Source organism: Thermicanus aegyptius DSM 12793, from assembly GCF_000510645.1.
Lineage (GTDB): Bacteria > Bacillota > Bacilli > Thermicanales > Thermicanaceae > Thermicanus > Thermicanus aegyptius.
Genome location: NZ_KI783301.1, coordinates 1,518,926 through 1,537,700 on the forward strand (window position 1 = coordinate 1,518,926; position 18,775 = coordinate 1,537,700).

An 18,775-nucleotide genomic window follows, 5' to 3' on the forward strand; every position below is an offset into this window, starting at 1 on the left:
TATGGAAATTATTTGTCCGAACTGCAAAGGGAAAGAAATAGGTAAGATCGGTACCCATCAATATTATTGCTGGCGCTGTTTTATTGAGCTTAGCGTAAAAGGAGACCATCTTTCCGCTTACGAGGTGGAGGAAGATGGGAGTCTCAGCTCATTGGATGATCTTTTCAATGAAGATGAGGCTCCTTTACCCTCTTCATTGCCCTGAAAAGGAGTGAAGGTTGAATGAGATTCTGGAGTCTCCTTGCCATCGGTGCAGCTTTTGTTCTGGGTACCGCCTTGTTAGGCAGAGGCCGGCAGAACAGGGGCAATCTGTGGAATGCTTGGTTGGAGATGGGCAGGCGCTGGGGGAATCGCATGAACCTGATGCAGCGAATGAACATGAACCAGTGGGCGAAGAGAGGTCGGCGCATCATCCGTAACATGAATTGGACGTAAATCGTAGACCCCCCGTTTGAAGCGGGGGGTATTTTTTGGCCGAAGGGGCAGAATATAGATAGTTTGAATTTGGGGGATTCGGAATGCGGCTCCTTAAACATAGAATGCTTCTCCTGCTCTTCAATTCCCTACTGATCCTCCTCATCCTTAATCTTATCTATATCCTTCGCCCTCTCTGGCTCTCCTTATATCAATTCATAAAAGTGGTGGGGCTTCCTTTTTTTATTTCCGTCATCATCGCCTATCTCCTTCACCCGGTTGTCCATCTGCTCGTCCGTATCGGGTTAAGAAGGGGATGGGCGCTAGGCCTCATTTACGGGATTTTCTTCATTGGCCTGGGTCTGGCCGGTTACCTTCTCATTCCTGAGCTCATCTTACAAGGGAAGGAACTAAACGAGAGATTGCCCCAGATGATCGCTACCTTCGAGAAATGGGTGGAGATGTATCAGGACCAGGAAGAGCATTGGCCCCAAGGGCTTCGTAAAGGGATCTCCAATGGATTTCAAAAGTTTGAAAACGGGATTTCCGACTGGATTGGGAGGACGATCGACGGGTTTGGGGACATGATGAATAATCTCATGAATCTAACTCTCGTTCCTTTTCTTGTTTTTTATATCTTAAACGATTATGATCATTTTCTGGAGAAGGTGATTCGCTTCCTTCCGAGAAAATACAGGAAGCCGGTCCTTGTAACGATGCGGAACATAAACGAGGGGATCGGTGACTATGTGAGCGGCCAACTCCTCGTCTCTTTGGTTTTAGGGATTCTCATCTATGTGGGGTATCTTCTGATCGGTTTTCCTTATCCTTTGGTTTTTGGTCTCATCGCCATGATCTTTAACCTCGTTCCTTACCTGGGTCCCTTCCTGGGGGCTATTCCCGCCATGCTCATAGCTTTAACCCTCTCTTGGAAGCTTACCCTCCTCGTAGCCTTGGTCAATACGATCGGACAGACCATAGAGAATAATCTGCTCTCCCCCTTCATCGTCGGAAAGACGACTCAACTACATCCTTTAGCGATTATATTCGCTTTATTGGTGGGCGGAGAATTGGGAGGGATCGTGGGCATGATCCTAGCCGTTCCTCTTCTCGTCATGGGAAAGGAGATTCTGATTCAAGTCTCTCAAAGCATGATTCATCACCCGGCGTCATCCGATCCAAATCCTTGACAAGTCTCTTCTTCCCTGTTTATAATAACCCCATGATGGGATACATAGGTGAATTCGATGAGGGATCGAGTAGATCATGCCCCGTTGGCAGAGAGAAAGCTCCGCGGCTGGAAGGGCTTTTCAATGAGGGATGATGGAAGGCTAATCCTGAGAGCAGTTGAACCCTGCCGGTTTTCAACCGTTACCGAGATGGAGGGGGCGCCGCGTAGGCGCAACCAGGGTGGTACCGCGAGAATAACTCTCGTCCCTGTAGGGGATGAGAGTTTTTTTGCGTCTATTCTTTCGCCTAATCTTTGGAGGAGGTTTATTGATCATGAAAGCAAGCGAAATCCGTAGGAAGTTTCTCACCTTTTTTGAGGGAAAGGGGCATAAAATCCAGCCGAGTGCATCCCTCATTCCCGTCGATGATCCCAGCCTTCTCTGGATAAATTCCGGGGTAGCTACACTAAAAAAATATTTTGACGGCCGCCTGGTTCCCGAAAATCCTCGCATCACAAATGCGCAGAAATCGATTCGGACCAACGACATTGAAAACGTGGGTAAGACAGCCAGGCATCATACCTTGTTTGAGATGTTGGGCAATTTTTCGGTAGGGGATTATTTTAAAAAAGAGGCGATTGAATGGGCATGGGAGTTTCTGACCGATCCGAAGTGGATCGGGTTTGATCCGGATCGCTTAAGCGTAACGATTCATACGGAGGATGATGAGGCCTACCATATTTGGCACGACATCATCGGCCTTCCCGATGAACGGATCATTCGTCTGAAGGAGAATTTTTGGGACATCGGGGAAGGGCCCTCCGGCCCAAACAGTGAGATTTTTTATGACCGGGGACCGGAGTTCGGGGATGACCCCAATGACCCTGAACTTTACCCCGGCGGCGAGAATGAGCGGTATTTGGAAGTGTGGAATCTGGTCTTTTCCCAGTTTAATCATAATCCGGACGGCAGTTATACACCCCTCCCCAGCAAAAACATCGATACCGGGATGGGATTGGAACGGATGGCCTCCATTCTCCAGAACGGGAAGACCAATTTCGACACCGACCTTTTCCTCCCCATCATCCACAAGACGGAAGAGATCAGCGGGGAGAAATACGGCGTGGACCCTGAGAAAGATATCTCCTTTAAAGTGATCGCCGATCACATCCGAGCCGTCTCTTTTGCTATTGGAGACGGGGCGCTGCCTTCCAATGAAGGAAGGGGCTATGTGCTTCGCCGACTTTTAAGAAGGGCTGTCCGCTATGGAAGGAAATTAGGGATCATGCGACCGTTCCTGTATGAACTGGTCCCTGTGGTCGGCGAGATCATGGAGGATTATTATCCGGAAGTGTTGGAGAATGCTCCCTTTATCCAGAAAGTGATTCGCGCGGAGGAGGAGCGCTTCTTGGAGACGCTGACGGAAGGGCTTGCCTTGTTGGAAGAGTTGGTCCAACAGGCGAAGGAGAAGGGGCGCTCGGAGATCAGCGGAGAGGAGGCTTTTAAGCTCTATGATACGTATGGTTTCCCCTTTGACTTGACCCGGGATTATGCTGCGGAGAAGGGTCTTAAGGTAGATGAAAAAGGCTTTGAAGCGGCCATGGAGGAACAACGGGAACGGGCCAGAGCCGCCCGGGAAGAAGTGGAGAGCATGCAGGTGCAGAATCCCCTCCTGAAAGAGTTAAAGGTGGAAAGCCGCTTCGTCGGCTACGACGAATTAACTGCTTCTGCCAGGGTTTCCGCCATCATTCATGAGGGTTCTTTGGCAGATCAGGTGGGAACAGGGGAGGAATGTTCCGTAATTCTGGATACGACGCCCTTCTATGCGGAAAGCGGTGGCCAGGTTGCCGACTTGGGTGTAATTCGAGGAGAGGGTCTTCTCTTGGAAGTAAAAAACGTCCAAAAAGCGCCGAACGGTCAGCATCTTCATACGGTTTTTGTGAAAGAAGGCGTCCTTCTTCGAGGAGCGGAGGTGGTGGCGGAGGTGGATGGAGAAGCCCGAAAGGGAACCGTAAAGAATCATACGGCGACCCATCTCCTTCATCAGGCGCTAAAGGATGTCCTTGGTCCCCACGCAAACCAGGCCGGTTCTCTGGTCACTCCCGAACGGTTGCGTTTCGACTTCACCCACTATAAGGCGATCACCCCGGAAGAGTTAGAAAGAATTGAAGAAAAAGTGAATGAACAGATATGGAGGAGCCTTCCTGTAACGATCCGCTTTAAGCCTTTGGAAGAGGCGAAGAAGATGGGAGCCATGGCCCTTTTTGGTGAAAAATACGGTGAGATTGTCCGCGTCGTTCAGGTAGGAGATTATAGCCTGGAGCTGTGCGGAGGATGTCACGTGAGAAACTCGGCGGAGATCGGTCTCTTTAAGATTGTGAGCGAATCCGGGATCGGGGCAGGAGTGCGCCGTATTGAAGCGGTAACGGGGAAAGAAGCTTACCTTTATCTGAATCAATTTGTTTCCGCCTTGAGAAAAATCGGGGAGTTGGTGAAAGCCCCCCATCTGAAAGAGATTCCTGAGAAAGTGGAGGATATTAAAGACCGGTTGAAGCAGGTGCAGCGGGAGAATGAATCCCTGAAAGGGAAGTTGGCCCACGGGGAGGCGGAAAGACTATTGAAAAAGGTGAAAGAGGTGAAGGGGATCCCGGTTCTGGCCGCGAGGGTGGAATGGGGTGAGATGAACGCCTTGAGAAACATGGCCGATGAATTAAAAGCGAAGTTGCCTCAAGGGATTTTAGTCCTAGGAGGAGTAGAAGGGGAAAAGGTAAATCTGGTGGCTTGGGTTTCGCCGGACCGGGTAAAAGAGGGCTACCATGCCGGGAAGATCATTAAAGAAGTGGCCGGCAGAGTGGGCGGAAGCGGCGGCGGACGGCCGGATATGGCGCAGGCCGGCGGAAAGGAACCAGCTAAATTGGAAGAAGCCTTGAAGTCGGTCTTTACAATTCTATCATAAACGGGTATGATGGAGTGGATGATGGGGTATTTTTCCACAGAGGGGGGTAACCAATGGATAATATAGAACATACCCAGAAATTTACCGTAAAAAATGAGGAGATGTCTGTTTCCATTAGACAGCTTCTTACCTTTGTTTATCAGGCCCTGGAGGAAAAAGGGTATCACCCCATCAACCAATTGGTCGGGTATTTAATCTCGGGGGAACCGGCCTATATTCCCCGTCATAATAATGCCCGGAACTTGATTCGTAAAGTGGAACGGGACGAGATCATTGAGGAGTTGGTCCGCTTCTATCTTAAAGCCGGTAAGATCGACCCAAAGCAAGGCTCTCCTGAATGAAAGGGTGTAAAAAGGAGAAATCTATTCGTGAGAATTATGGGACTGGATGTAGGTGAAAAGCGAATCGGAGTAGCCATCAGTGATGAATTAGGCTTCACAGCCCAAGGGGTGGAGGTCATCCCCAACCAGGGAGAGAAGGGGTTTTCCCGCATCAAGGAGTTGGCGGAAATGTACCAGGTGGAGCGGATTGTGGTCGGCTTACCAAAGAATATGAATGGGACCATTGGTGAACGGGGGGAGGAGACCCTTCGGTTTGGCAAAAGGATCGGGGAATTTCTATCCCTGCCTATCCTCTTTTGGGACGAACGCCTAACCACCGTCGCTGCAGAACGGGCTTTGATCTCCGCCGATGTAAGCCGAAAAAGGAGAAAGCAGGTGGTTGATAAGCTGGCAGCCACCCTCATATTACAAAATTACTTAGATTCCCAAGGAGGACTGAAGAATGACCGATAAGAAGGATCTCAACCACGAGCACCATGATGACCACCATCATCACGACCACCATGATCACCACCATCACGATCATCACGATCATCATCACGACCATGATCATCTCCATTATCATGAAGATGAAGAAGGAGAATTCATCTACATCCCCGATGAAGAGGGAAATGAAGTACGTTATGAAGTGCTTTACCAATTTGAAGTAGAGGATTCGGGCAAAAAATATATGCTGATTATCCCGGCGGAGGAAACGGATGAAGAGGAACAGGAGGTATTGGCTTTCCGCTTCGACGAAGATGAAGAGGGAGGCATCACTCTTTATCCGTTGGAAACCGACGAAGAATGGGATCTGGTAGAGGAAGCTTTTAATACGTTAATGGCAGAGGATAATGAGGAAGATTAAGGAAACCACGGAGTTATCAAATGGGGCGAAACCATGAAAGGGCTTCGCCCTTTCTTCTTATTGGATTTTTTTTTATAATCATTCTTATATCCAGTTTATTTGAGTGAAAGAAAGGGGAAAGAACCCTTGGATGAGAGGAAAACGGATCGAAGAGTGGGATCGGAAAGAAAGGCTTCCAGGTTCGCACCGGAGGAAAAAGGAGTGGACGAACGGAGAACGATACCACAGGATTTAGAAGGAATGGGAAACGTAGAAGCATTCAATCAGGACCTGGAAGAGGAAGGGGTAAAACCTGAGGATGGCAAAAATGCAAGCGATTCGCAGGATACGGGAGATCAAGGAGACAGCAGGAATATCATTGAGACCGGGGACAATGAGGAGAAAGAAAGCGGGTACACACCGGCGTGGAAACTTGTTCTGATTACGGTTTTATCGATCTTCCTCCTGATTGCCCTTCTCTTGGGGGGAGGGTACCTTTATATCCACTATAATCTCTCTCCACCTGCGGCAAAGGGGACAAGCCCCATCGCGGTCACGATTCCCAAGGGGGCCTCTTCAGGAGAGATCAGTCAAATTCTTTATTCCAAAGGCTTGATCCGAAACGCTGCCCTTTTCCGCTATTATATCCGTTATAAGGGAGTTGGCGGCTCTTTAAAGGCTGGGGAATATCGCTTCACCCCGGGGATGACGGTGGATGAGATCCTGGATAAGATGGTTAAGGGGGAGGTGTACCGGGAAACCTTTACCGTCACCATACCTGAAGGATTGACGGTTCCTCAGATTGCAGACCTGCTGAGCAGTGAAGGGGTGGTAAACAAGGAACGTTTCTTAAAGGAAGTGAATGAAGGAAGTTTCTCCTATCCGTTCCTGAAAGAAATTCCGCCGGAGAATCTGAAACAGCGCAAGTACCGTTTGGAAGGGTATCTTTTCCCGGAGACCTACACCTTTAACAAAGGCGCTACGGAGCATGAGATCATTGATCGAATGCTGGGTCAGTTTCAAAAAGTATTTACCGAAGAATGGAAACAGGAACTGGCTAAAAAGGGGTTGAACATAGACCAAGGGGTGATTCTGGCCTCCATCGTGGAGCGGGAAGCGGTTCTCGATGAGGAACGGCCCCTAATCGCCGGTGTATTCTATAATCGTTTGGAAGAACGATGGAAGCTGCAATCTTGTGCAACCGTTCAGTTTATCCTGGGAAAACAGAAGGATCGCATCACCTATAAAGATCTGGAAATTGAAGATCCATATAATACCTATCTCCATGTGGGGCTACCTCCAGGTCCGATCAGCAATCCTGGAAAGAAATCGCTGGAGGCGACCGTTTATCCCGCCAAGCATGATTATTTCTTCTTTGTGGCAAAGAATGACGGTTCTCAAGGCCATTTCTTCAGTAAAACGTTTGAGGAACATAAAAAGAATCACGCCAAGAGTGAAGGGAGCTGGTAAGGGTGTTTATCCATGAAGAGGCGGCGGCTTATTTAAAACCCTTTCGCTGGGAGAGGGATCCTCTCCTTTTAAGGATGGAAGAAGAGGCAAAAATAGAAAAAATTCCTATCGTTTTGCCGGATACCATCCAATTGATCAGCCAATTGGTCATGATGAAAAACGCCCGTTCTATTTTGGAAATCGGGACGGCGATCGGGTATTCCACCCTCTGGCTTGCCCGTTCCGCTCCCCAAGGCGAAATCATCAGCATCGATCAAGATGAAAAGATGATCGAACGTGCCCAAAAGAATCTTGAGGAGGCCGGGGTAGCCCACCGCGTCACCCTCCTTCACCATAACGCTTCCAAAGGGCTTCCTCATCCTTACAGGGAGAAACGTTTTGACTTTCTCTTCATCGATGCAGGAAAAGATGAATATGAAACCTATGTGAATGGGTATCTTCCCCATCTGGAAGATGGAGGAGTCATCGTAACCGATAATATCTTCTTTCACGGACTTGCTTTTCCCAACCATAAAGAAGATCCCCGCAATGCCTGGATCGGTGAGAAAATTGACCGGTATAATCATTTTATCTTTCAACACCCGGCTCTTCTCACTCATTTCCTTCCCATCGGAGATGGGATCGCCATTAGCATTAAGAGATCTTGAGGACGCCTTAAGAGAATTGGGAAAAAACTTTTGGAGGAGATAGATTTAGACTCCCTTCTGAGAATCGTGTATAATCCTAAAATGAGATAAAAAGTAAGCGAGTGGCAATCGAGAAAGGAAGCGTATAGAGAATCCCATGAATGGTAATCGGCCTGAATTTGTTATCCCCGTGGGCAACCTGGACGAAATTTCCCCCCTTCTATCGGCAGGGGCGGATGCCATCATCGTCGGGGAGTCCCGTTACGCCCTCCGTCTGCCCGGTTCCATGAGCCTCCGAGAGGTTGGAGAGGCAGCGGAACGCGCTCACCGCTCCTCCAAAAAAATTTATGTGGCCATGAACGCCCTTCTTCACCCGGGGGCCATCTCCGAGTTGGAATCCCATGTGAAGGAATTATCGCGGATCGGCATCGACGGCATTCTTTTCGGCGATCCGGCCGTGTATTTGGCGGTGATGGAGGTGAGTCCCTCGATTCCCCTTCAATGGAATACCGAGACCACTTCAACGAATTATAAAACGGCATCCTTCTGGGCCAAAAAAGGTGTAAAGCGGGCCATCCTGGCCAGGGAGATCTCTCAAGAGGATGTCCTTCTCATTAAGGAAAACGTGCCGATGGAAGTAGAGGCACAGGTGCATGGGATGACCTGCATTTTTCACTCGAAGAGAAAATTGGTCCGAAATTATCTCGCTTTTCAAAAGGAAAAGGGGGAGGATGTACCGTCCCATTTGGAGCATCTTTTTCTTAAGCAGGATCAACGCGATGAGGAGAGGTATCCACTCTTTGAGGATGAACAGGGTACCCACATCATGAGCTCAGAAGATCTATGCATGATCGATCATTTGCGTCCTTTTCTTTCGGCGGGAATTGATGCCTTCCGCTTTGAAAGCCTCTTTAAACCCCTCGCTTATAATGAGCAAATTCTTCGCATCTATCGAGAGGCGGTAGACCGCTTGTTGAGCGACCCCGCCCTGGAGTATGATCCGGACTGGATGAGAAGAATCGAAGCGATTCAGCCGAAAAACCGCCCGCTGGGGACCGGTTTTTATTTCCGGGAACAAATTTATTAAGCGGGTTAACGAAAGGAGAGAGGTTTATGAAGGTACTGGATCAAACCTTATATAAACCAAACCGGAAAAAATTACGTCGGCCGGAGTTGCTGGCCCCTGCCGGAAATCTGGAGAAATTAAAATTTGCCGTACTCTACGGGGCGGATGCGGTGTACATCGGCGGACAGCAATTTGGCCTTCGTTCAAAGGCGGGCAACTTCTCCATCGAAGATATGGCGGAGGGGGTTCGCTTCGCCCATGAGCATGGGGTGAAAGTGTATGTGGCCGCCAATATTATTGCCCACAACGAGGATTTTATCGGTTTGGAGGAATACCTGCGCACTTTAAAAGAGCTTAAGGTGGATGCGGTCATTATTGCCGACCCGGCCATCATCGAAACTTGTAAGGAGGTGGCTCCTGGTCTGGAAATCCATCTCAGCACCCAGGCTTCCACCACCAATTGGCGGGCGATCCAGTTTTGGCGGGAAGAAGGAGTCTCCCGCGTTGTACTTGCCAGGGAACTTAGCATGGAGGAGATCCGGGAGATTAAAGTCCATACCGATGCGGAGATCGAAGTCTTTATCCATGGCGCCATGTGCATGTCCTACTCGGGACGTTGCGTCTTATCCAATTACATGACCAGCCGCGACGCCAACCGAGGCGGATGTGCCCAATCTTGCCGTTGGCGGTATAACCTGTTAACCGAGGGAGATGAGGGGGAGGAGGTTCCGGTCTTTCGGGAAGATGGTGAAGCCTTTACGATGGGGTCGAAAGATCTGGCTTTAATCGAGCAGATTCCTCAACTGATTGAAGCAGGGGTTGAGAGCCTTAAAATTGAAGGAAGAATGAAGACGATTCATTATGTGGCCACCGTGGTCGGTGTGTACCGCCAAGTGATCGACGCCTATATAGCGGATCCGGAACATTTTATTTTTAAAGAAGAATGGAAAAAGGAATTATTAAAGGCGGCCAATCGTCCCATTACAACCGCCTTTTTCAGCAGAGATCCCTCCCATGAGGACCAGATTTTCGGACCCTCTCCCAAGATGGTCTCCTTTGATTTCGTCGGGCTTGTACTGGCGTATGACGAGAAGACGGGGATGGCGCTCGTCGAGCAGCGGAACCACTTCGCCGTAGGGGATGAGATTGAGTTTTTTGGCCCAAAAAGGCAAAATTTCTCCCAAAAGGTGGAAGAGATCATCAATGAAGCAGGCGAATCGGTGGATGCCGCAAGACATCCCTTGGAGAAAGTGCGCATAAGGGTAAAAGAGCCGGTGGCTCCATACGATATGATAAGAAAGGAAAAATCATCGTGAAGTCCTCTTTTCATCCGGCGCCCTCCGCAAGATGCTCTCGTTCATCGAACCAAGAGAGCCATGCGCAGTTCATCAACCCTGATGGTGAATAGTACCCATCGCCATGAACCTTTGGGTGAAAGCTTCTCCTTTTTTTGATAAATCTCATTATGATAAATCTAAACTTCCATGGAACAGAATCTCCTTCGAGATTCTTTTTTTTTCTTTACAAATCGTAATCATTCTGATAAACTAATGCTGCGCGATATAAACCGAAATGATTCCGATTTATCTTCTTTTAAAAATGAGAGGGAGGTCAACCGATGAAACAAAGATTTATACGATACAAACAGGTTTATTTATTCCTTGCGATTCTTTTTTTCTCCTCTTCTCTTTTGGCTGCCTGCTCGGATGGAGGGGGAGAATCATCGAATAAAACCGGAAAGATTATGATCTATACCACCCTCTTTCCTTTTTACGATTTCTCCAAAGAACTCGGGGGAGACTATGTAACGGTGAAAAACCTCCTTCCACCAGGGGTAGAACCCCATGATTTTGAGCCGAAGCCCAGGGATATAGTGGCCCTGCAGGAGGCTGATCTATTTATTTACAACGGGGCTGGATTTGAAGCTTGGATCGATAAGGCGGTTTCTAACCTGGATCGGAAGAAAACGAAGGTGATCAACGCCAGTGATGGCGCTTTCCTGCTTTCAAAGGGATCGGTCTTGGGAGATGCGGCCCATTCTGAAGGAGGGGGAGATTCCCATACGGATCCGGCCAACGGAACGGTGGACCCGCACCTTTGGTTTGACATGGATAACACGAAGTTGATCGTAAAGAAAATCTATGAAGCCTTGAAAGAGTTGGATCCCGTCCATGAGGGGGAATATACCAGGAACTATGAAAATTATATCCGGAAATTGGATGAACTGGATCGGGATTACCAAACCGGATTAAACAATGCCAAGAAGAAGGAGTTTATGGTCTCCCATGCGGCTTTCGGCTATCTTGCCCATCGCTATGGGCTGACCCAGATTCCCGTCTCCGGCATTACCCCGGAAGAGACGCCTGGCCAAGCCGACATGATTCGCCTTGTAGAGACGGCTAAGAAGTATGGCTTGCGCTATATCGGCTTTGAGTCCTTCGTGGACAATCGGGTGGCTGAAACAATTCGGCGGGAGGCAGGGCTTCAGGCGGTTACCCTCTACACCATCGATAATGTTACCTCTGACCAAATGGAGAAAGGAGCAGGCTATCTTGACTTGATGAGGGAAAACCTGACCACACTAAAGAAAATGACGGAAGTGGAAGGAGGATGAAAATGGATCCTATTTTAGAAATAAAAGATCTATTTTACCGATACGATGAAAATGAAGTTTTAAAGGGAGTCTCCCTCTCCCTAAAAAAAGGGGAGATGTTAGGGCTCGTGGGACCGAATGGATCAGGGAAGTCGACCCTTTTGAAAGTTATCTTAGGCTTTCTTCCCCTGCAAAGGGGGAAAGTTCTCTGGTATGGGACCGAACTAAGCCGGTTTCGTCATTGGGAGCGCATTGGATATGTCTCACAAAAGGCGAACAGCTTTAATACCGGCTTCCCCGCTACCGTGGAGGAGGTCGTTGGTCTGGGCAGGGTCGGCAGGATCGGGCTCTTTAAGCGGCCGGGAAAAGCGGATCGTGAGAAGGTACGTGAAGCTTTAGCCACCGTAGGGATGGAACCGTACCTCAAGAGAAATATCGGCCGCCTCTCCGGAGGGCAGCAACAGCGAGTATTTATCGCCAAGGCTCTTGTGCAGGATCCGGAGGTTCTCATTCTCGATGAGCCGACCGTAGGGGTGGATGCCCATTCGGAAGAAGTTTTCTATTCTCTCCTAAAACGGCTCAATCAGGAAAGGGGGATTTCCCTCCTCCTCGTATCCCATGACTTAGGGGTGGTATCTGAACAGATGGATACGGTGGCCTGCATCAATCATGAGCTTTTTTATCATGGACCGGCGGAAGGCTTTAAAGAGCGAAAAGAAGAGGTTCTTCTTTCCGCTTACGGGAATGACATGAGGGTCCTTCAACATCATCATTAAGGGAGAGAGAAGATATGCTTCAAGATTTTTTTACCTACTCTTTTTTACAATACGGCCTATTGGCCGGGCTTATGGTCGGATGGGTGGCTCCCCTTATCGGAGTCTTTATCGTCGTCAGGCGACTTTCCCTCATCGCCGATGCTTTATCCCACATTACCCTGGCCGGTGTGGCTGCCGGGCTTTTGCTCGGGCAGCTTCTGCCCGCTTTAGGGGAAATTTCCCCCCTTTATTTCGGGCTTCTCTTTGCAGTGATCGGAGCTCTTCTCATCGAAAGATTGCGAAAGGCTTATCGTTCTTATCAGGAGTTGGCGATTCCCATCATTTTATCCGCAGGAATCGGTTTAGCCGTGGTGCTTATCAGCCTTGCCCATGGGTTTAATGTCGACTTGTTCGGATTGTTATTTGGGAATATACTAGCAGTAACGGAAGGGGATCTTTTGCGGATCTTTATCGTTAGCCTCGTCGTCATCATCGCCGTTTGGCTCTTTTATAAAGAACTGCTCCTCCTCTCCTTTGATGAGGAAGGGGCGAAACTGGCCGGCGTTCCGGGCGGATGGATCAATCTTTTTTTTAGCCTCTTGGTGGGTTTGGTGATCAGCATCTCCATGCAGGTGGTAGGCATTCTCCTCGTCTCCGCACTCATTACCCTGCCTGTCGCGGCGGCGATGCGGATTACAAGCAGCTTTAAGCAGACCCTTTTTGTCTCCATTTTATTTGGGGAGATCTCGGTTCTTTTGGGCATGATGCTCTCCTATTGGTTTAATCTGGCCTCCGGGGGAACCATTGTGCTGGTGGCCGTGGTTATTTTATTGGTACTGCTGGGGAGAAGAGGATTTCGCCCGGTATAGCACAGCATAGTTCAACTTCATATCCCAAAAAGAAATGGTGAATGGAAAGGAAGATGGAAATGGACGTATACCAGGCTCTGGAAATCTTAAAAGATCGAGGGTATAAATATACCGATAAAAGGGAAAAGATGCTTACCATCCTAAATCGTGAGAAACGGTTTATGTCGGCGAAAGAGGTATTGGAGTTCATGAAAGATGAATTTCCTGATCTAAGCTTTGACACCATTTATCGGAATTTATCCCTCTTCGAAGAGATGGGTATCGCCATGGCCACAGAATTAAAAGGAGAGAAGAGATTTCGTTTTCACTGTGCGACTCCCACGCATCATCATCATTTCATTTGTCTCGCTTGCGGGAAAACGAAAGAGATCAAGGCCTGTCCTCTAGACGCCATGTGGGGAGAACCGGACGACTTCCTCATTACGGGCCATAAATTTGAGGTTTATGGGTATTGCCATGATTGCCGGGAAAAAAGGGAGTTTTAACGCTCGGTGGCATCGGCGAGCATCAATCCTCGTGATTCCCCCGTTCTTGCCGTTCATCCGCTTTTTTCGCCCTTTCTGCGGCTTCCAGGTCCTCCGCATCTGCTTCCTCGTAAGAAAACTCCACGTCCTCCCTCGTTCCGAGGGGCATTTTTTCTTTCGTGTTCTTTTTCATTCTTTTTCCTCCTCTTTTTACGAACACTCCGGGTACGAATCTATTTTTCCCTTTGTTCCCCGGGTTCAAACGCCTTACAGGGAACTTCCTATGGCATATTTCTTCATCCTTATCACACACTATAGAAGGATTACGTTAAAAATAATCAGGTGTTTCGATGAGAGGGATGCACATGACCAAAAAACCTGGGGCGGCTGCCATCTTCGCCATCGCGCTCATCCCCTTTATCATGGTTTTGGGAAATTCGATGCTCGTTCCCATCCTTCCCACCATGAAAGGGAAGCTTCACCTGTCCCAATTCCAGGTCAGTTTAATCATAACCGTCTTTTCTCTGGCGGCGGGCTTAATCATCCCGTTGGTGGGATATCTTTCGGACCGGTTTGGGCGTAAGCGGATTATTGTCCCCTCTCTTATCCTGTATGGTTTCGGGGGGCTTGTATCGGGGATTGCCGCATGGCAGTTAAAGGATGCTTATTGGCTCATCTTGGGAGGACGAATTATTCAAGGCATCGGGGCTGCGGGGACGGCTCCCATCGCGATGGCCCTTGTTGGGGATCAGTTTAGGGGAGGGCAGGAAAGCAAAGTGTTGGGTATTATCGAATCCTCAAACGGAATGGGAAAGATTCTCTCCCCCATCTTCGGCTCACTCTTAGCGATGATCACTTGGTTTGCGGTTTTTTTTGCCTTTCCAATCCTCACTTTTCTAAGCGCCCTCTTCTTTTGGCTCGTGATTAAAGAGAAAAAAAAGAGGAAGGCAAAGCCGCTTCCCCAGTATTTGGATGCCCTGAAGAGGATTTTCATCTCAGAAGGGAGATGGCTCATCCCCGCCTTTCTGGTAGGGGCTACAGGTCTTTTTATCCTTTTCGGGGTTCTCTTTTATCTTTCCGATGTGCTGGAAGATCGTTTTCAGATCGACGGATTGATCAAGGGGAGTATCCTGGCCGTTCCGCTGATGGGGATGGTTACAACTTCCTACATTACAGGGGGGAAAATTAAACAGAATAAAACCTTGATCCGTAAAATCTTGTACATTGGGCTCTTTCTTCTTACCCTCTCCACAGGGGCTGTCATTTTCTTTCAAACCCTTTCCGTCATGATCGCCCTTTTGACATCTGCCTCCATCGGGATCGGCCTCTTACTTCCCTGTTTGAACACTTTGATCACCGGTGCGGTGGAGAAAAGTGAGCGGGGGATGATCACCTCTTTATATGGAAGCGTCCGTTTTCTTGGCGTTGCCTTTGGACCTCCCGTATTCGGTTGGCTGATGGGGATATCCCATCTGGTGCTTTTTGGGTCGATTAGCGGTTTATCCCTTCTTACGCTTCTTCTCTCCATGTGGCTGATTCGTCCTGGGAAGAGGGAAGGAGAGGGAAAACCCGGTAGTCTCTTTAAGAAGTGGGAACCGGCCTCATAGTCGGATGAGGAGTAAAACGTCGATAGCGAGTGGAAAGGAGAAAGGATATGGAAATTTTTTTTACTCCGGAATTTCTCTCTCAGGATTCGCAGATCTTAAATGTGGTGGATGAGAAAAATCAACCCGTCGGATATCTGTCTATTCTTCAGGCGGAGAAGAATAAAATATACCTTTACGGTCATTTGGAAAATGAAGGGGTGCGGGAATCCTTTAAGTCGATGGTAAATGCTTACCTTCAAGGGTTGGCCAAAGAAGAGGAGAGGGAGATCTATTCCTATGTTTCCATTGGGGGAGAAAAAATGGAGATCAAAGAAATACACTGATCTTTTACCGTTGTGGTTGGAAAGAGAGGTCCTTATCTTTTTGATGAAAACATGGTATGATGGAAACATTGTGGTGTACAAGAATGATGATGTGGAGAGGAAAGAATGAAAGCATGTATTCTACCAGTTTCCTTCAAAAATTGGCTGCCTCTACCTTTCGGAATCCTGCAAGGCTCTTTGTCTTAGGATTCGGCCTCCTCATTTTGTTGGGGTCCATTTTGCTCTCCCTTCCCATCTCTACCGCTTCCGGGAAAGGATTGCCCTATGTGGACGCCCTTTTTACCGCCACTTCAGCTGTTTGTGTAACCGGACTTGTGGTAGTGGATACGGGAACCACCTTTTCCCTGTTCGGAAAGATTGTGATTATGCTTCTCATCCAAATCGGGGGATTGGGGTTTATGACGATGGCCACCCTATTTTCCCTTATCTTGGGAAGAAAGATCACATTTAGGGAGAGGGTGATCATCCAGGAATCTTTTAATCATGCCACCTTGGAAGGAATTGTTAAATTAGTGCAAAGGGTTCTTCTTTACACCTTTGTCCTTGAGGGGATCGGAGCGCTCCTTTTAGCCTTGTATTGGTTGCCCTCCATGGGATGGAAGAAGGCCCTTTTTTTCGGAATCTTTCACTCCATTTCCAGCTTTAATAATGCAGGCTTTGATATTTTAGGCAATTTTCAAAGTCTTACACCGTATGTTAGCGATCCCTATATCAATCTGGTTGTGATCTCCCTGGTCATCCTTGGAGGTTTAGGCTTTTTTGTGTTAAGCGAACTTTTTCATTTTCGCTTTCGCAAGAGGCTTAGCTTACATACGAAAGTCGTACTGATGACTTCGATGACCCTGCTCATCGCCGGAGCCGTCTTCATCTTCCTTTTTGAGTATACCAATCCGAAAACCCTGGGTTCCCTCGATTGGGCCGGAAAGGTATTGGCCCCTATTTTTCAATCCACGGTGGCTCGTACGCAAGGAATGAATACCCTTCCGATTGGAGACATGCGGCAAGCCACATTGCTTATCCTTATTTTGCTCATGTTTATTGGAGCCTCCCCGGGGTCGACCGGAGGTGGGGTAAAGACCACCACATTTATGGTACTGGTTGGGGCGGTTTGGTCCATGATCCAGGGAAAGCGGGATGTTGTTTTCTTTAAGCAGCGACTTCCGGAGCGATTAATCTTCCGGGCTTTATCCGTTACTCTGATCTCTTTTCTCCTTGTTTTTTCCACTTCCATCTTATTATCTATGACGGAGCGAGCGGACTTTTTAACGATTCTCTTTGAATCCACCTCTGCCTTTGGCACCGTAGGCTTAAGTATGGGTCTTACTCCTCACTTGACCGTCTTCGGCAAGCTGATTCTCTCGTTTACCATGTTTGCCGGCCGGGTCGGTCCCCTTACCTTCGCCCTCGCGTTAATTTTACGAAGGCGGGAAGAACATTTCCGATATAATGAAGGAAAAGTGATGATTGGTTAAGGGGTGTTGGGTTATATGGCCGAATGAGATGAACCGTATAAATGGAGGAATAGAGGGGAATTCGAAGGGAATTGAGGTTGAAAAGATAGGGTGGTAGGTATAAGATGGAATCGTGTGATGTATAGAACAGAACGAGGAGGGAAAAAACGATGCGAGATGTGCTTATCATCGGTGGAGGAGTGGCCGGAGGCTCAGCCGCGATCTATACCGCTTATGCGAAACTTTCCACCCTTGTTTTGGATACGGAGAGTTCGCAATTGCTTCAAACGCAACGGATTCGAAATTACCCGGGGATTAGAGAAATCACCGGGGAGGAGTTAAAAAGAACCATTCAAGAACAGGCGATCTCCTTTGGCGCCGAATGGAAAGAGGAGAAGGCGACCGAGATTAATCCCATAGAGGGAGGATATGCGGTTAAGACCGAGCAGGGAGGAGAATATCGGGCAAAGGCTCTTATCCTGGCGACCAATCTTCACCTTGACCTCTTGGAGCAATTGGGGTTTACGATTCAAGTTAACCCTTATGTTCCAAGCGGTAAAGTAAAAGAGGTGGTCGGGGTCTCTTTTGATGGAAAAACTTCTTACGAAAATCTTTTTATTGCCGGACTTAATGCAGGCGTACCGAGCCAATCGGTGATTGCGGCAGGTCAAGGGGTGAAGGTTGCGGTTGATCTTATTTCCAAGTTGACCGGGAAAAAATTTATGTGGCATGATAAGTAGCTTGGAAGATGATAGAACGGCATATTATCATGAAAAAACCTCTCCTTAAAAACGGGAGAGGTTCTTTCATCTTTTCGTTTACTCCATTTTAAGATCTTTCTCATGATGAATGAAGCATCTCTTTTCCCGTCTCCGTCATATGATATCCTTCGTCGCCCTTATGAAGGTAACCCTGCTGAACGAGTTCCCTCAAGACGCTTCGGATCCGATAGGCAGGAAGAGAGACTCGACGAATCATCTCCTCTTCGGTCAATCCGTTGGCGGATGTGGATAGGGTACGGAGAAGCTCCAGCATGTAGGGGGAGGGGGTGCCATCTTTGGTACAAGCCATTGTCTCCCTCCTTTCTCTTCGGTTAAGGTAAGGATTTTTTGCAGAGATACCAATCGAAGCATTCGTAGGAATCGTCTTTGACTCGTTCATCCGCTGCTTCCTTGGTCTGAGGAGCCGGAACGATCACCTTATCGCCGGGTTTCCAGTTGGCCGGAGTGGCGACCTTATGTTCATCTGCGGTCTGAAGTGCCTGAACCAGGCGAAGGATCTCTTCCATATTACGGCCTGCCGACATGGGATAGTAAATAATGGCGCGAATGATTTGTTTGTCGTCAATGATGAAGACGGCCCGCACCGTTTCTGTTTTGCTCTCTTCCGGCATGATCATCCCATATTTATAAGCGACGTCTTTATTTAAGTCGGCAATGATGGGAAATTCAATCTTCACCCCGCCGTTTTGCTCAATATTCCGAACCCAGGCGATGTGGGAGAAAAGACTGTCGACGCTTAATCCCAGTAATTCCGTATTCATCTCCTTAAGCCGGGAATAGATGCTTTGGAAGGCCATAAATTCCGTGGTGCAGACAGGGGTGAAGTCGGCAGGATGGGAAAAGAGAACCAGCCAAGAGCCCTTATAATCCTCAAGACGGATGGTTCCATGGGTGGTCACCGCTTCAAAGGGAGGAGCGGGGGAACCAATGCGGGGTAATGAAGGAACGGTTTGTTGGATTTGTTCGCTCATTGTCAACCTCCTAGATAAGAATCATTTTAATCTACTTACATTTCCCATTATATCGCTTCTCCGAACCCTGTCAATGGATTCACAACTTTGTT

At 48.3% G+C, this 18,775-nt stretch carries 22 protein-coding genes; 19 read left to right on the forward strand and 3 right to left on the reverse strand.

Annotation, left to right across the window (positions count from 1 at the left end; all coding sequences use genetic code 11):
- The first annotated feature begins 1 nt into the window (after position 1).
- From THEAE_RS23530 to THEAE_RS0108205, 15 genes are all read left to right on the forward strand, one after another.
- Positions 2 to 205 (forward strand): hypothetical protein, encoded by a 204-nt coding sequence (locus THEAE_RS23530; RefSeq protein ID WP_005582976.1) that lies wholly within the window; start codon positions 2 to 4, stop codon positions 203 to 205.
- A 17-nt stretch (positions 206 to 222) separates the two neighbouring features.
- Entirely contained in the window at positions 223 to 435 is a 213-nt protein-coding gene (locus THEAE_RS0108135; RefSeq protein ID WP_005582978.1) for a hypothetical protein, read from the forward strand.
- Positions 436 to 518: 83 nt separating this feature from the next.
- Complete coding sequence (locus tag THEAE_RS20440) at positions 519 to 1,604, forward strand: AI-2E family transporter (protein WP_052329861.1); 1,086 nt, start codon at positions 519 to 521, stop codon at positions 1,602 to 1,604.
- Positions 1,605 to 1,917: 313 nt separating this feature from the next.
- Positions 1,918 to 4,539: an alanine--tRNA ligase gene (alaS, locus tag THEAE_RS0108145; protein WP_039944363.1), complete on the forward strand. Its 2,622-nt coding sequence runs from the start codon at positions 1,918 to 1,920 to the stop codon at positions 4,537 to 4,539.
- A gap of 53 nt (positions 4,540 to 4,592) precedes the next feature.
- Positions 4,593 to 4,880, forward strand: coding sequence for an IreB family regulatory phosphoprotein (locus THEAE_RS0108150; RefSeq protein WP_005582981.1), 288 nt, complete (start codon positions 4,593 to 4,595; stop codon positions 4,878 to 4,880).
- 27 nt (positions 4,881 to 4,907) lie between these two features.
- Positions 4,908 to 5,333 carry a Holliday junction resolvase RuvX gene (ruvX, locus tag THEAE_RS0108155; RefSeq protein WP_005582982.1) on the forward strand — a complete coding sequence of 142 codons (426 nt, stop codon included), beginning with the start codon at positions 4,908 to 4,910 and terminating at the stop codon, positions 5,331 to 5,333.
- A complete protein-coding gene (locus tag THEAE_RS23535) occupies positions 5,323 to 5,727 on the forward strand; it encodes a DUF1292 domain-containing protein (protein WP_084213487.1) in 405 nt (134 codons plus the stop codon). Before ruvX ends, THEAE_RS23535 begins: the two co-directional genes overlap by 11 nt.
- Positions 5,728 to 5,853: 126 nt before the next feature.
- Entirely contained in the window at positions 5,854 to 7,176 is a 1,323-nt protein-coding gene (gene mltG / locus THEAE_RS0108165; protein WP_156920580.1) for an endolytic transglycosylase MltG, read from the forward strand.
- Between the two features lie 2 nt (positions 7,177 to 7,178).
- Positions 7,179 to 7,823: an O-methyltransferase gene (locus THEAE_RS0108170; RefSeq protein ID WP_005582985.1), complete on the forward strand. Its 645-nt coding sequence runs from the start codon at positions 7,179 to 7,181 to the stop codon at positions 7,821 to 7,823.
- A 136-nt stretch (positions 7,824 to 7,959) separates the two neighbouring features.
- Positions 7,960 to 8,889, forward strand: a complete 930-nt coding sequence (locus tag THEAE_RS0108175; protein ID WP_005582987.1) for a peptidase U32 family protein — start codon at positions 7,960 to 7,962, stop codon at positions 8,887 to 8,889.
- A 26-nt stretch (positions 8,890 to 8,915) separates the two neighbouring features.
- Entirely contained in the window at positions 8,916 to 10,184 is a 1,269-nt protein-coding gene (locus THEAE_RS0108180) for a peptidase U32 family protein (protein ID WP_028987129.1), read from the forward strand.
- Between the two features lie 302 nt (positions 10,185 to 10,486).
- A complete protein-coding gene (locus THEAE_RS0108190; RefSeq protein WP_052329862.1) occupies positions 10,487 to 11,482 on the forward strand; it encodes a metal ABC transporter substrate-binding protein in 996 nt (331 codons plus the stop codon).
- A 2-nt stretch (positions 11,483 to 11,484) separates the two neighbouring features.
- A complete protein-coding gene (locus tag THEAE_RS0108195; protein WP_028987131.1) occupies positions 11,485 to 12,237 on the forward strand; it encodes a metal ABC transporter ATP-binding protein in 753 nt (250 codons plus the stop codon).
- A gap of 14 nt (positions 12,238 to 12,251) precedes the next feature.
- On the forward strand, positions 12,252 to 13,085 hold the full coding sequence (locus THEAE_RS0108200) for a metal ABC transporter permease (protein WP_028987132.1): 834 nt from the start codon (positions 12,252 to 12,254) through the stop codon (positions 13,083 to 13,085).
- 59 nt (positions 13,086 to 13,144) lie between these two features.
- Complete coding sequence (locus THEAE_RS0108205; RefSeq protein ID WP_005582991.1) at positions 13,145 to 13,570, forward strand: Fur family transcriptional regulator; 426 nt, start codon at positions 13,145 to 13,147, stop codon at positions 13,568 to 13,570.
- Positions 13,571 to 13,592: 22 nt separating this feature from the next.
- On the opposite strand, the gene THEAE_RS22550 is transcribed toward THEAE_RS0108205, so the two are convergent.
- A complete protein-coding gene (locus THEAE_RS22550; protein WP_084213488.1) occupies positions 13,593 to 13,742 on the reverse strand; it encodes a YfhD family protein in 150 nt (49 codons plus the stop codon).
- Positions 13,743 to 13,908: 166 nt separating this feature from the next.
- Here THEAE_RS22550 and THEAE_RS0108215 point away from each other — a divergent pair, with 166 nt between their 5' ends.
- The 4 genes from THEAE_RS0108215 to THEAE_RS0108235 all read left to right on the forward strand — a co-directional run bounded on the left by THEAE_RS0108215 (position 13,909) and on the right by THEAE_RS0108235 (position 17,670).
- The gene (locus THEAE_RS0108215) at positions 13,909 to 15,156 is read left to right on the forward strand and encodes an MFS transporter (protein ID WP_425426426.1); all 1,248 of its coding nucleotides are present in this window, start codon (positions 13,909 to 13,911) and stop codon (positions 15,154 to 15,156) included.
- Positions 15,157 to 15,203: 47 nt separating this feature from the next.
- Entirely contained in the window at positions 15,204 to 15,479 is a 276-nt protein-coding gene (locus THEAE_RS0108220; RefSeq protein ID WP_005582997.1) for a hypothetical protein, read from the forward strand.
- An 83-nt stretch (positions 15,480 to 15,562) separates the two neighbouring features.
- Entirely contained in the window at positions 15,563 to 16,951 is a 1,389-nt protein-coding gene (locus THEAE_RS0108230) for a TrkH family potassium uptake protein (protein ID WP_342665755.1), read from the forward strand.
- Between the two features lie 149 nt (positions 16,952 to 17,100).
- Positions 17,101 to 17,670 carry an NAD(P)/FAD-dependent oxidoreductase gene (locus tag THEAE_RS0108235; RefSeq protein ID WP_028987135.1) on the forward strand — a complete coding sequence of 190 codons (570 nt, stop codon included), beginning with the start codon at positions 17,101 to 17,103 and terminating at the stop codon, positions 17,668 to 17,670.
- Positions 17,671 to 17,770: 100 nt separating this feature from the next.
- Here THEAE_RS0108235 and THEAE_RS0108240 read toward each other — a convergent pair whose 3' ends face one another.
- Together THEAE_RS0108240 and THEAE_RS0108245 are read right to left on the reverse strand one after the other, a co-directional pair.
- Positions 17,771 to 18,001, reverse strand: a complete 231-nt coding sequence (locus tag THEAE_RS0108240) for a hypothetical protein (protein WP_028987136.1) — start codon at positions 17,999 to 18,001, stop codon at positions 17,771 to 17,773.
- A gap of 22 nt (positions 18,002 to 18,023) precedes the next feature.
- Entirely contained in the window at positions 18,024 to 18,683 is a 660-nt protein-coding gene (locus THEAE_RS0108245; protein ID WP_211233492.1) for a peroxiredoxin, read from the reverse strand.
- Positions 18,684 to 18,775: the final 92 nt, after the last annotated feature.